This window comes from Vibrio owensii, assembly GCF_002021755.1.
In the GTDB taxonomy this organism is placed as follows: Bacteria; Pseudomonadota; Gammaproteobacteria; order Enterobacterales; family Vibrionaceae; genus Vibrio; species Vibrio owensii.
The window spans coordinates 1,942,823-1,956,937 of sequence record NZ_CP019960.1; the positions used below are offsets into that span (position 1 = coordinate 1,942,823).

Sequence of the window (14,115 nt, forward strand, 5' to 3'; positions counted from 1 at the left end):
ACGAAAAACATGAAAAAAGCAGCCACTACAGCGCAAATTGAAGACCTACTACACGACGGCATGACCATCATGATTGGTGGCTTTATGGCGACGGGAGCCCCAGAGCGCTTGATTGACTTGCTGATCAAAAAGGACATCAAAGACATTACCTTAATCAGTACCGACACAGGCTCACCGGGTCGTGGCTCTAGTCGACTTATTGCAGAAAAACGCGTGAAGAAACTGTATGCCTCACACATCGGTACCAACCCCGAGACTGGCAAGCAGATGAACGAAGGCACACTTGAAGTGGAGCTGGTTCCTCAAGGTACATTGGCAGAGCGCATTCGCAGTGCGGGCGCGGGTTTGGGTGGCGTACTAACACCCACCGGGCTTGGCACCATAGTCGCAGAGAACAAACGCGTGATTGAAGTCGATGGCAAACAATATCTCTTGGAAGTGCCACTGAAGGCCGACTTAGCGCTGATTCGTGGCTCTAAAGTTGACCGTCGAGGCAACGTTTTCTACAGCAAAACCACCCAGAACTTTAACCCTTTAATGGCAACTGCGGCAGAAACCGTAGTAGTGGAACCAGAGCAGATTGTGGAACTGGGCGACATTGAACCTGAAGCCGTGCATACCCCAAGTTTGTACGTCGATTACATCTTAGTGGAGGACAACTAATGACTGCACAATTAGATAAAGAAGTCGTTCGCCGCCGCATTGCATGGCGCGTTGCTCAAGAGATGCAAGATGGCGACATCGTTAACCTAGGGATTGGCCTACCAACGCTGGTTGCCAATGAAGTAGACAAAGACGTCGAGCTATTACTGCAAGCGGAAAATGGCTTAATTGGCATTGATAAACTCGCATCTGAGGCAGAAATCGACCCTGATCTGGTCAATGCAGGCGGACAGAGCATCACAGCAATCGCGGGGGCATGTTATTTCAACAGCGCCGACTCTTTTGCCATCATTCGTGGTGGTCACGTGGATTCAACCGTACTTGGTGCGCTGCAAGTCGATGAACGTGGCAATCTTGCCAACTGGATCATTCCGGGGAAAATGGTCCCGGGAATGGGCGGTGCAATGGATCTTGTGGTCGGCGCAAAGAAAGTGATTGTCGCCATGGAACACACAGTGAAAGGCAACCCTAAACTGCTCAAGCATTGCACTTTACCGCTGACCGCCGTGGGTCAGGTGGATTTGATTGTTACCGAGATGGGCGTATTCGAAATCACCGATAAGGGTATGATGTTAACCGAACTCGCGCCGGAGTTTTCCGTTGAAGAGGTACAAGCGGCGACGGAAGCTCAACTGATTGTATCGCCTAACCTTATTTCAATGCCGACACCAAATTAACTCTAAATGCAAGAGGAGCAATATGCTCCTCTCTTCATAATTTGATCGTTCTTCAAGTTTGTGTCAGGTTTTTCTGAAACACGCAGTTTGCCCTTAAAATTCCCTCAAACCATGCGTAGAATCCCGCCCTGTTATGCGCATGGTTGAGTTGTATTTAGGGTAAAAACCAATGAGATTGTTGTCTGGATTCTCGTCGAAAGAGTGGCTGCTAACGGCTGTCGTGCTCGGAGGCTTAACCGCGTATGCCGTTTATCACTCCAACCAACGAACTTCTGATGCCCGCACAGCCGCCATCCAAGTGATCTTTGCCGACATGCAGTATCACGTTTCTATTCTCAATCAGAATGCGAAAGCCTTTAAGCAAGACCAAGGGGCCGACCAGTGCGTCTTAACTGCTGCTGGGTATCAAGAGTTTTACAATGGCTACCCAGAAACCCAAAGTGAGTGCGGTGAGCAGGTCAGCTTCTTCGATAACCTAACCATTACCGATGAGATGAAACAGACAGATTTAGTCTTCATCGAGAACAACCAATACTCCATGGTTGGGTATGGCAATGACGAATCACCAGAAGCGCTCATGGCTGGCAAGTGCTACGCCTACTACCGAATGGATGGCAAAGGCGCGGATGGACACAGCTTTAAGGTTGATACCTCTCGCTGTTAGGGCAGACTTAACGCTGTGTAGAACAGGCTATAGAAATCAAAAAGGGAGCGAAGTGCTCCCTTTTTCCTGCTTACAGCCTGAATTTACGCTTGGCTGAGTGTCACTTCTTCCAATGGGAAGTGCGCGCTAGGCTCAACGAACTCTTGTTGTGCAGCGATGGTTTGCAGTTCCCATTCGCCCGCTTGGTAAGTTGCGTTAAGTACGCCGTAGCAAGCATCGTGACAGTGTTTGAACGCTTGTTTTGGCGTCCAACCTTTCAATAGACCAGCGGTGAAAATCGCCGAAATCAAATCGCCAGCGCCTACGGGTGCTTTAGCAAATTCAAAATGTGGACGCTTCGCTAGGTAAGTGCCTTCTGACGTTGCAAGTAGCATGTTGAAGCTATCATCTGACAGGCAGTAAAGGTGTTTCACCAACACCACTTTAGGGCCTTTTGCTAGCGCACGCTGACAAGCATTGATTGCGTCATCCAACGTGTGAATTTCCATCTCAGCAAATTGGCTTAGTTCGAACTGGTTAGGTACGATCACATCCGCCATTGGCATTAGACGATTCAACAAGTTTTCTGCGATACCCGGCGCCACAATACAGCCTTTGTCTGGCGCGCCCATCACTGGGTCACACACGTAAAGCGCTTCGGGATTCGCTTGTTTAACTTTAGTGACGGTATCTTCTACTGCCAGACATTGCTCAGCACTGCCTTGGTAGCCGGTCAGAACGGCTTGGCACTTCTCTAGCGCGCCAATATTGCCAAGACCACGAACTAATTCGCTGATGTCATCAGCCGAAAACGCACGACCCGTCCAGCCTTCTTGATACTGGGTGTGGTTAGAAAATTGAACCGTGTGAATAGGCCACACTTCGAAACCCATGCGTTGCATTGGGAAAACGGCACTGCTGTTACCAGCGTGACCAAAAGAAACATGAGATTGTATAGAGAGGATACCTTGCATAGTACCAGACCTCTTCTTGTTGTTATCAATAGTTCAAAGACAGCGGCGAGCGCCAGATTTGCGAAACCAGTAGTGTATCCGACAAACCAAGATTCTCTAACTCAATTCTAGCCTTCTTCGCTGGAATCGTTTGGAGAGCTGGTTTTCAGTACCATTTTCTTAATTTCCATTTTGTCTTTATTGAGCGCAATTTCGAGGGTGTCCCCTTCCCTTATCCCGAGCTCGCTCAGGATCACGCTTGGAATGACTACGACGGTATCGTCACCGATCTTAACAGGTTGGCTAATCATCTTTCGTCCCCCAATTGTCGAAAATGAGTTTTCACGTTGTGAGTGGTGTTGTTTCCTTAACTTACTGAATGGATAAAAAGCAAAAGAGCCTTCCACACCGCGTATGGGAAGGCTCGATTGAAAAAACTAGTTCACGAGAGGTTCATGCTTAGAAGCAATCAGACCGTACGCACTCCAACCTAGGAAAGTAACAATTGAACCCCACATCATGGCTTCGTAGCCAGAGCCGTACAACGCATAGAAGCTGTAAAGAGAACCGACTAGCGCAATGATATTCGTTGTCTTCATTTCGCGCTCAGGCACGTGCGCCACTTGCTGCATGATGAAGATTGCACCCATACATAGGATGTAAGGAATAACGTTCGTCACTACGGCTAGGTTAACCAGCGCTTCAAATTGCTCATTCAATGTTGGCGATATAGTCATTAAAGAAAGCACAGATTGGATAACCGTGATGGCCACCATACCTTTGATTGGTGTGCCGCGTTTATCAACTTGTGAGAACAGTTTCGGGAAGAAACCTGCATCTGAAGATGATTTGAATACGGACGCGATAGTGAACTGCCAACCCAGTAATGAACCTGCACAAGCAAGAACGGCCATGCCCGCAACCACTTTACCCGCCGTAGAACCTAGCATCACTGTCCATACTGTTGAGAATGGCGCGGTAGAAGCAGCAAGTTCAGAGTTCGCCACGATACCAGAACAGATGTTGGTTGAAACGATGTAAACCACTGCTGCAATCAGCGTACCGCCCAATACTGCGATTGGTACGTTCTTCTCTGGGTTTTCTACCGCTTCTGAGTTCGCACAAGCTGACTCAAGACCTAGGAACGCCCAAAGTGTCATTGCGATCGACGCGCTAACCGCTTCACCAAATGGTAGGTGGTGTGGGTTCCATGCTTCTACGTACATGGTTGGGCTAAAGTAGAACCAACCAACAATACCCAAAGAACACACAGGAAGGATAACACCCCAGACTGTAAACGAGCCGATTTGACCGGTGATCTTCGCACCACCAAAGTTAGCGAAGGTACAAATCCAAAGGATAGCGATGGTGTACAGACAGGTTTCGACTGGCGACAAGGTCACTTCAAAAAACGCAGATCCGTAGCCAACACAGGTAATCGCAATCGCGATGTTGGCAATCAACAATGACAAGCCATAGGTCCAACCCGCCATAAACGCACCCGATTTACCAAACGCGTACGACGCATAACCGTTCATACCACCGTCACGTTTACTAAAGCGACCACACTTCGCAAATACATAGGCAAGAGCCAATGAACCCGCCGCAGTAATCAGCCAAGATAGAATCGAAATCGTGCCCACTTGCGCCAACTTACTTGGCAGCATAATGATGCCCGAGCCAGCCATGTTAATGAATGTCAGAATGGTTAGCTGCACCACCGACATTTTTTTGGTTTCAGTACTCATAAATTATTCTCCACGAATAAACGGTTCGCACCGCGACAACCAAGTCACGATGCGAACGGGGTAGATTAATCTTTAAGGGCGTAGCAATGGGCGGTGGTGCGGCCATTGACGTCTTCTAGGTACACACCTTGAATCTCTGGTGCGAAGCCTGGGAATCGGTTGATGCCTTCTTCTAGAGATAAGAAGTAATCGACCACTTGTTGAGTCCAGATTTCGCCCGTGATCACGCAGATAATGCCTGGAGGGTAAGGAAGCGCACCTTCTGCAGCGACACGACCTACCGCTTCTTTCAGAGGCAAGTAATCACACTCGCCGCGGAAGTATTTGCGTGTTGCCACATCTGGTTTGTGCACCATAGTTGGGAAGTATTCGCTACGGAACATCGCTTTTTGTAGCTGTTTCACGTTCAGCTCTTTGTACATGTCATGCATTTCCTGACATAGCTGGCGGATGGTGTAGCCGCGGTAGCGTTCTTTGTTCGCTTCGTAAACGCGAGGAAGCACGATGTTTAGCGGCGCATCATCACGAATGAATTTTTCGAAGCGGTTAATTTGCGCTACAAGATGACGGATCTTACCCATATCCTCTGCTGGAGTTAGCAAGAACAAGATAGAGTTCAAGTCACACTTCTCAGGGATGATGCCGTTCTCACGTAGGAAGTTCGCCAATAACGTTGCAGGAATACCAAAGTCTGCGTAGCTACCATCTTCAGCAATACCTGCTGTGGTGAGTAGCAATTTACATGGGTCAACGAAGTACTGACCTTCGCCGTAGCCTTCAAATTTATGCCAGCTTGCGTCTGGCTCGAACATGAAGAACTTCTTGTTAGTTGCGATAAGATCGGTGTCGTAACTGCCCCATGGTTGACCATCCACTTGGTCAGGAATGAACGGACGAATCAGCTCACAGCTTTTCAGGATTTCTTTACGTGCTTCGATACCAGTCTTAACCGCATCACGCCATAGTCGTAGACCCGCTTCACCATCGTGGATCTTCGCGTTCACATCCAATGCTGAGAACAGCGCATAGAATGGTGAAGTAGACGCGTGCATCATAAACGCGTTGTTGAAGCGTTTGTGGTTACAGTAGCGAGCCTGACCTTTGATGTGGTGGTCTTTTTTGTGGATTTGCGAGGTTTGAGAGAAGCCAGCTTGTTGCTTGTGAACAGATTGAGTCACAATCACACCCGCATCTTCTGGTTTCAGATCCAGTAGCAGTGGAGAACAGTCTTTCATCATAGGAATGAACTGCTCGTAGCCTACCCATGCCGAGTCAAATAGGATGTAGTCACATAGATGACCAATCTTATCCATCACGTAACGTGCGTTGTAGATAGTACCGTCGTAAGTACCCAATTGGATGATCGCAAGACGGAATGGACGCTCATCACGTGCACGCTCTGGTGACACTTTCGCGATTTGAGCACGGATGTATTCTTCATCAAAACAGTGCTCATCCATACCACCAATAAAGCCCCAAGGGTTACGTGCCGTTTCTAGGTAAACTGGCATACCGCCCGCTTGGATCAATGCGCCGTGGTGGTTGGATTTGTGGTTGTTACGGTCAAACATCACCAAGTCACCCTCGGTCACTAACGCGTTACAAACCACTTTGTTTGAAGCCGAAGTACCGTTAAGTACGAAGTAGGTTTTGTCTGAGTTGAACACTTTTGCTGCGTGTGCTTGAGCTTGGTGAGCAGAACCTTCGTGGATCAGCAAGTCACCTAAATCAACGTCCGCGTTACACAAGTCACTACGGAATAGGTTTTCACCGAAGAAATCGTAGAACTGTTTACCCGCTGGGTGTTTTTTGAAGAACTGACCGCCTTGGTGTCCTGGACAGTCGAATGCAGAGTTGCCCATTTCCACGTAGTGAGTCAATTGTTTGAAGAAAGGTGGAAGTAGACGACATTCGTACTTGGTGACAGCCTCATTGATTTGGCGACCGTAGTATTCAATTGACTGTCTTTCCAAATCGATAACGCCGGTTAACCATACGTAATCTTCTGCTGAAACTGGGTTTTCATCTGTGACTAAGAAAACCGGAATACCATAACCCGTTTCAGAAATAATTTTGTGTAGACCAGCCTTAATATCTGCAGAAGTAATAATTGCAGCGCCAACGTCGGTTAATTCGACGTGCTCAAGTGGTTTTAAAGTTCGGTTAAATTGCTCATCCAAAGATTCAGATAATAAACTGAAATCTTCTGGCATGTAATTACTAACACCGATAATTAAACGTTTCATTTGAAATATCTCTTATTTGTTCTGTAAAGACGACAAGCACAGATATTACAAACGAAATTAATATTTAAAATTCAAAAAACAAATTTCGTGATTATTATTTCATAATTAAAACTCTTATTTTCTCGAAATAAAATTTCGCGATCTTTATCACTTTCCTTTCGATAAGCCAATGATATTAGATTCTGGCTTAAATTGAATTTAGGTGAAGAATTATGTGACCTCACCAGTTATTATTAAAAAAGGAATCAAAAGAAAATAAAATTTTGCGATTTTCATCACTCTATATTTTACTAGATTGATTTAATAGCAAGAATAAACACAATAAATATGCTTATATTTAACAATTTATAAACTATAACAAAAAGCCATCAACATTTCTGCTGATGGCTTTTTACTTTATTGTTTTACTTTATTGTTTTACTTTGGTGGTTTTACTTTGATAGCAGCGAGAGCCAGTTTAATCAAACAAATGGCTATCGAGCCTCACGCCATTATTCGACCACAATTGATACCGTTTCACCGCGATTCCAGACGAGTACATGGTGTGCTTACAGTCCATACATTCCACAAAGTACAGACCACTCATGCCAGCCATAACATGTAACCTTCGACTGTCACAGCGCTTACACGACAAGCGTTGCACCTTACTGTTTACATCGACACGGCGAGCAAAGTTAAGCGTTTCATGTGAACACAAGGCATCCATCGCACTGTCTTTAAACGGGTGCTCACTGAGCAAGTGATTGATGGCGTAATCGTACACCGGGGGAATCGATGTTTTGCCGTTCTCTATATTGGTTATCTTAGCAACGGAAACCCCCAACAAAGATGCAAATTCCACTTTGCTGTATTCCAAGATAAACCTTGAAGAGATGAACTTATCTGCACTAATGATTCTCAACATACACAAATCTCTAATGGACATAAAAAGAGCATGACGTTGCCCCTTTATGTTGAAAAGGATAATAACAGGTTGCTTCTTACTGTATTTATACGCAGAGTGTGCGCTATTTTTATTTTTGGGTATATTGCGCTTAATTTAGTTAAAGATCAACAGACACTAATTGAAACCAAAAATAGAAATTAAGATTTAGTAATATAAAACTTAATACCAAATATTAGTTAAAGTAATGAGTGTCATTAGAAAAACAAAATTTAAGCTAACAAATTATTTTCATAGCTATAGTACGAGCTAATCAATAATAACGGATTGGAGCTTAATTCATGTATTTGCAGCAAGGGGGGATTTCCCTCTATTTATCGATTTATATAGGAATAGATTGGTGGCAAGTAAAATTCTGTTGAAGCTTTGCATAAAGATCACTCAACAATTATGCAAACGATAGAATAAAGAAGGATTTGAGTGATAAAAAAGCCTCACGAATGAGGCTTGTTGAGATTCTGTGGCTGTAAAAAGTTTTGCGTAAAATCGAGCACTTCTTTGGAAGGTTGCTTTGGTGGAGGAGCAAACTCTTGTTGAACAGGCATCTCCGTTTCAAAATTCAACTCTGGTGTGTCACCGAGGAGGCTTGCTTCATCATGATGTTCCTCATTGAGCAGCTCGTTTAGCTCCTCTTCACCAGGGAAATAAACTTCACGTTTGTAGACCTTGTTCAATGCACGAATGATGGAATGCTTCTTCACAACACCAGACGCTAACTTTCTTTGTAGCGGCTTAGCGATTGATTGCAAGCCAACCACCACATCGACACCGATGTTGCTGGCAACCTCATCGCGCACAACTCTCGCGGGCTCATACCCCATATTCGCAGACAGGAACAACCAAACGTAAGCAATCGCGTTACCTGTTTTGCCCGTGTCTTTCCAAGCTTCACCGGCATGATACATGGCCTCTGCACTGCCACATTCTGCTGCTCGTTCTAACCAGTAGCAGCCTTTTACCATGCTCTTTTCAGTACCAATGCCATTGAGGTAACAAAGGCCGACTTGGATTTTACCATCCGCACTGTCTTGTTCTGCGGCTTTCATAAACCAAAATAAGGCGTCTGCTCGCTGACCTGATGTATTTTCTGGTGATAACTGCCACTCACCCATATACAGCATGGCTGGAATACAGCCTTCATCAGCAGCTTCTTCGATTAATTGGTGACCTTTGGGAATGTTTTTCTCTGTACCACGCCCAAATACGAGCGCTTTACCAGTGGCAAACTTTGCCTCAACATCCCCTTCTAAGCCCGCAATCGCCGTGCGCCAAAAGTTGGCTTGCTCTCTTAAGATCACGTCTTCACGCATGCGCTCTGCCAAACGAACGACACCGTACATGCCGGTAACGTTATCCAGTTTGGCGGCTTTGTCGTACCAATACAGAGCTTGCTTGATGTTTTCTCGTTCCGCTTCTTTTGCTAAATAAAGAATGGTCGGCACATGACCCGTTTCCGCCTTAAACGCACGTTCTTTACGTTCTTGCTCTCGCGCTTTTTGCATCGCCTTGCGATACGCCGCCTCGCGCGCTTTCCTCTCTGCCTCGAGACGTTGCTTTCGCATCGACAACGAGATCATCCAAACAAATATCAGGATGAGTGAAAGGCCAGTTGCTGCAATAGCAATGCCCATACTACTCATAAACCGCCTCTTTTAAATCGGGCCCATAAGGATTTCCCCTTCGATAGGAAAATCTTGTAAATTCGAATTTGGGTGTCAATACGCTCACGCAATGAAGCGCACACCGTCTCCATTATATAACGACCGTGTAAGTAAAATCTGAAGTTTACATGTCATGAATGACGTCTTTTTATTCAATATCAACCAAACTTATTTTTAGTCGATAAATATCCCCCTTATTTTTATAGAAATAAGTCACAGTTTTGGGGCTTAGACATTCTCATCCCCTATCATCCCCCCTTTCTCCTCCTATAAAAATTTACATCATTAGGCTGTGCTCGATATCTCACTATGCGACCGATTTATTATTTAATTTGTGAACAAAATCTACTGTGATAGAAAATTTTCACTTGTAAAAAACTTAACGGCCTGCTCTCACATTTTGCTGATAGTTCAGTGTATTAGCATCTAGTTGAACATTTCCTTTTCGGCATTTTGCCAATCTATTATCAATTCAATAACAATGGATTTGTAAACGTGGACAATAAAACATTTAAATTATCAGCGATCGCCAAAACCGTTCTGCCTTTGATTTCCGTAGCGGTTATCAGCGGTTGTGGCAGTGATAGCTCTAGCGATGACACAACGAACCCGGGCTCTGGCCTACACCCTGCGGGAGAGAACGAAGTTGTCATCTATTACAAACGTGACGTATCATCAGCTTCAACAGCAAGCGACTACGAAGGTTGGGGTCTGCACCTTTGGAATGGTGAAGGCTGTACCAGTACTGACCTAGAAGCAATGGGTATTGCTGACGGTGGTACAGACTGGGCATCACCACTTCCATTCGATGGCATCAGCGACACTTACGGTGCGTACTACGTGCTTAAAGTCGATCCAGATGCGTCTGACCCGCACAACTGTATGAACTTCATCCTGCACAAAGGCGATGAAAAAGCCTTCGGCAGCGCAAACTCTAAAGTGGAGCTGACCAAGCTAGGTGAATCACAAGGTCTATTCGGCTTCCACGGCAGCAGCGAGCTTTACTACGAGCCAATCGAAGAACGTCCTGTAGACATCGATGGCCAAAAAGCCCATTGGTTAGACGCTGAAACCATCGCTTGGGAAGCGGCAGGTAGTGCTGACTCAATGAAGCTTTACTACAGCTTGACCAATGACATCAAGATGGATGAAGACAAGCAAATCACTGGCGGTACAGCGGTTGAGCTGACAAAAGCTGGCGACTTGTCTGATGAACTAAAAGAACGTTTCCGTCACCTTGCTAGCCTGCAAGCGGCGGGTATCGACGTGAATGCAGAGACACTACGTACGATTTTGAAATCACAAATCGTAATGGTCGCTTACAATGCCGATGGCGATGTGACTTCAGCTACTGAAGTACAAAAACCAGGCGTGCTTGATGCCGTATTTGCAGATGAAGATGCAGGTAATGCAATCAGTGAAGAGTTGGGCGCAATTGTTGAAGGTAGCGCGGCAACATTCAAACTTTGGGCACCAACAGCACAAGACGTTGACCTAATCATCTACGATGCGAACTTTGCGGAAGAAGCGACAGTTGCAATGACTGAGAACCCAGAAACAGGTATCTGGGAATCGGAAGCGCAAGGCAATGTACTGAACAAGTTCTACCGTTACCAAGTGAAGGTTTACCACCCGACGACTGGTGTTGTTGAAACTCGCCTAGTGACTGACCCTTACTCGCTAAGTTTGTCGCAAAACTCAATGTACTCACAAGTTGTCGATTTAGACAGCGCTGCGTTGAAACCAGCAGAGTGGGATAACTACGACCGCCCAACGGTTGCAAAAGATGAAGACCACGTTCTTTACGAATCACATCTTCGTGACTTCAGCTTTAGCGATACGAAAGGTACGCAATCTCTAAATGGTAAGTACCTTGCACTGACAGAGCCTGAGCGTGAGTCGGTTACTCACCTGCAAGCACTGAAAGACGCAGGTCTAACGACACTTCACATTCTGCCAGCGTTCGATATTGCAACGGTTGACGAAAACGCAGAAAACCGCGTTGATATCACAGATACTGTAGGCAAGCTATGTGGCATCAAACCAGCGGCTTCAATCTGTGAAACAGAAGACGATGCTAAAATCATTGAAGATGTACTAAACAGCTACGATCCAGCAACGGGTGCAGCACAAGCACTGATGAACGATCTGCGCATGCTAGACAGCTTCAACTGGGGTTACGACCCATTCCACTACACTGTGCCAGAAGGCAGCTACGCGACAGATCCAAACGGTTCTAAACGTATCCTTGAATTCCGTGAAATGGTTCAAGCGACACACAAAATGGATCTGAAGCTGGTTATGGACGTGGTGTACAACCACACTAACGCATCGGGCGTAAACGAAAAATCTGTCCTAGATAAGATCGTCCCAGGATACTACCACCGTCTGAATGTGAACACGGGTGGCGTTGAGAACTCAACTTGTTGTGACAACACAGCAACTGAGAACTTGATGATGGGTAAACTGATGGTTGACTCATTGCTTGTGTGGGCGGACGACTACAAAGTTGACGGCTTCCGTTTTGACTTGATGGCACACCAACCAAAAGACTTGATGGAATACGCTCTGAAGCGCGTTAAAGAAGTCGATGAAAACACGCTATTCTACGGTGAAGGTTGGGACTTCGGTGAAGTAGCAAACAACGCTCGCTTCGACCAAGCTACACAAATCAACATGGCTGGCACTGGCATCGGTACCTTCTCTGACCGCCTACGTGACGCGGTTCGTGGTGGTAGCCCATTCGATGGCGGTGTGGACTCTGAAGGTAAGCACCCACTTCGCTTTAACCAAGGTTTTGGTAACGCAGGTTACCCGAACGAAGAAACGAAGACAGATGCAGAAGCGGTAAACGGTCGTCTACACAACCAAGACTTAGTACGTCTGGGTATGGCAGGTAACCTAGCAGAATTCGTTCTTCTAGACTTCGAAGGTGAAACTAAACTTGGTAAGAACGTAGACTACAACGGTGCACCAGCGGGTTACACTAAGATCCCTTCTGAGAACATCTCTTACGTATCTAAGCACGATAACCAAACGCTATGGGACAACAACGCGTACAAGATCGCGACTGGCACTTCATCTGCTGACCGCGCACGTATGCAAACTGTATCTCTATCTACGGTAATGCTTGGTCAAGGTATCCCGTTCATCCACATGGGTTCTGAGCTACTGCGTTCGAAATCGATGCAGCGTGACTCTTACGACTCAGGTGACTGGTTCAACCGCGTTTACTTCGACGGTAGCGACAACAACTGGAACGTCGGTCTACCTCGTGAAGACAAAGACGGCGCAAACTGGGAGTTGATCAAAACTATCGTTGCTGACAGCACTGCGATGCCAAACACTGACGATATCGAGCTAACTAAGCAACAATTCCTAGAACTACTGACTATCCGTAGCTCAAGCGAACTGTTCCGTTTAGATACCGCTCAAGAAGTCATGAACCGCGTTGACTTCCGCAACGTAGGCAAAGACCAAGTGGAAGGCTTGATCGTCATGTCTATTGATGACGGTGTATCAGCAGGTAAAGATCTCGACGCGAACTACGATGCAATCGTGGCTGTAGTGAACTCAACATCAGAAACGAAATCGTTCAAAGTTGAAGGTGCAACTGGCTTCGAACTGCATGAAGTTCAAAAAGACTCTGCAGATAGCCGTGTGAAAGGCGCAAGCTTCTCTGGCGAAACCTTTACGGTTCCAGCACTAACGACAGCTGTATTTGTTCAACCACAAAACGGCGCTCAAGGTGCAGGTCTACCTGTAAATACTGACAATAAAGACGTATCGAGCATTCCTCCTTACGGTGAAACCAAAGTTTATGTTCGTGGTGACATGAACGGTTGGAATCCATCAGAAGAATGGGAAATGTCATTCCTTGGCAACGGTATGTACTCGGTAACTGGTGTACTTGAAGCTGGTGATTACGGCTTTAAGTTTGCTGATGATAGCTGGGGTACACCAAACTTTGGCTGTGATTACGCAGAACAAGCTTCTGGATCTCTAGACTTGGGTACTGAGGGTAACTGTGCATTGTCCGTTACTGAAACAGGCAAATACACTTTCGTTCTAAATGCAATTCATGAGCAAAGCGATTCAGCTGACAAACCAGTTGTTTCTGTAACGAAAGCAGCAGACGCGCCAACGTTCGGTGAAACTTCACTGTTCCTACGCGGCACAATCACGACTTGGGATACTCCAGCTGAGACCTCAAGTGCGAAATTCACTTACGTTGCAGCAGATGTTTACTCGCTAGATATCGACCTAGCAGCAGGCAGCTACGAAATGAAGATCGCTAGTGCAGATTGGGCTGATGCAACCAACTTTGGTGGCGAAGGCAGTGTTGAGCTAGACACCGCCGTTACTATGGATGCAGGCGGTTCAAGTGCAAACCTTAAAATCACGATTGCAGAAGCAGGAAACTACAACTTCCACTTCAACGCAGCAGATAAAGCAGCGCCAATCGTGACAGTGACTAAGAACTAAAAACAGTAGGCGCAATCATGTGCTAGCTTGGGGAGGGTAAAACCTCCCCTTTTTTGTGCCTGTAAAACGGCATTAAAAAAGCCGCCCGAGCAGTGA

General features: G+C 46.1%; 10 protein-coding genes. 4 read left to right on the plus strand and 6 right to left on the minus strand.

Going from position 1 to position 14,115, the window contains the following annotated elements; all coding sequences use genetic code 11:
* Positions 1–9: 9 nt before the first annotated feature.
* From A9237_RS25200 to A9237_RS25210, 3 genes are all read left to right on the plus strand, one after another.
* On the plus strand, positions 10–663 hold the full coding sequence (locus A9237_RS25200; protein ID WP_078610249.1) for a CoA transferase subunit A: 654 nt from the start codon (positions 10–12) through the stop codon (positions 661–663).
* Positions 663–1,340 (plus strand): 3-oxoacid CoA-transferase subunit B, encoded by a 678-nt coding sequence (locus A9237_RS25205; RefSeq protein ID WP_078610035.1) that lies wholly within the window; start codon positions 663–665, stop codon positions 1,338–1,340. Before A9237_RS25200 ends, A9237_RS25205 begins: the two co-directional genes overlap by 1 nt.
* A 169-nt stretch (positions 1,341–1,509) precedes the next feature.
* On the plus strand, positions 1,510–2,004 hold the full coding sequence (locus A9237_RS25210; RefSeq protein WP_033005659.1) for a hypothetical protein: 495 nt from the start codon (positions 1,510–1,512) through the stop codon (positions 2,002–2,004).
* An 83-nt stretch (positions 2,005–2,087) separates the two neighbouring features.
* Here A9237_RS25210 and pdxY read toward each other — a convergent pair whose 3' ends face one another.
* The 6 genes from pdxY to A9237_RS25240 form a co-directional block, all read right to left on the minus strand.
* Complete coding sequence (gene pdxY, locus A9237_RS25215) at positions 2,088–2,957, minus strand: pyridoxal kinase PdxY (protein ID WP_078610036.1); 870 nt, start codon at positions 2,955–2,957, stop codon at positions 2,088–2,090.
* 107 nt (positions 2,958–3,064) lie between these two features.
* Positions 3,065–3,247 (minus strand): AbrB/MazE/SpoVT family DNA-binding domain-containing protein, encoded by a 183-nt coding sequence (locus A9237_RS25220; RefSeq protein WP_020195607.1) that lies wholly within the window; start codon positions 3,245–3,247, stop codon positions 3,065–3,067.
* Between the two features lie 126 nt (positions 3,248–3,373).
* Positions 3,374–4,684 carry a putrescine-ornithine antiporter gene (potE, locus tag A9237_RS25225; RefSeq protein WP_005437812.1) on the minus strand — a complete coding sequence of 437 codons (1,311 nt, stop codon included), beginning with the start codon at positions 4,682–4,684 and terminating at the stop codon, positions 3,374–3,376.
* 65 nt (positions 4,685–4,749) lie between these two features.
* The gene (gene speF / locus A9237_RS25230) at positions 4,750–6,930 is read right to left on the minus strand and encodes an ornithine decarboxylase SpeF (protein WP_005429232.1); all 2,181 of its coding nucleotides are present in this window, start codon (positions 6,928–6,930) and stop codon (positions 4,750–4,752) included.
* Between the two features lie 457 nt (positions 6,931–7,387).
* Positions 7,388–7,834 carry a helix-turn-helix domain-containing protein gene (locus A9237_RS25235; RefSeq protein ID WP_078610037.1) on the minus strand — a complete coding sequence of 149 codons (447 nt, stop codon included), beginning with the start codon at positions 7,832–7,834 and terminating at the stop codon, positions 7,388–7,390.
* Between the two features lie 473 nt (positions 7,835–8,307).
* Positions 8,308–9,513: a tetratricopeptide repeat protein gene (locus tag A9237_RS25240; RefSeq protein ID WP_020195606.1), complete on the minus strand. Its 1,206-nt coding sequence runs from the start codon at positions 9,511–9,513 to the stop codon at positions 8,308–8,310.
* A gap of 516 nt (positions 9,514–10,029) precedes the next feature.
* On the opposite strand from A9237_RS25240, the gene pulA reads away from it, so the two are divergent.
* Entirely contained in the window at positions 10,030–14,019 is a 3,990-nt protein-coding gene (pulA, locus tag A9237_RS25245) for a pullulanase-type alpha-1,6-glucosidase (RefSeq protein WP_078610038.1), read from the plus strand.
* Positions 14,020–14,115: the final 96 nt, after the last annotated feature.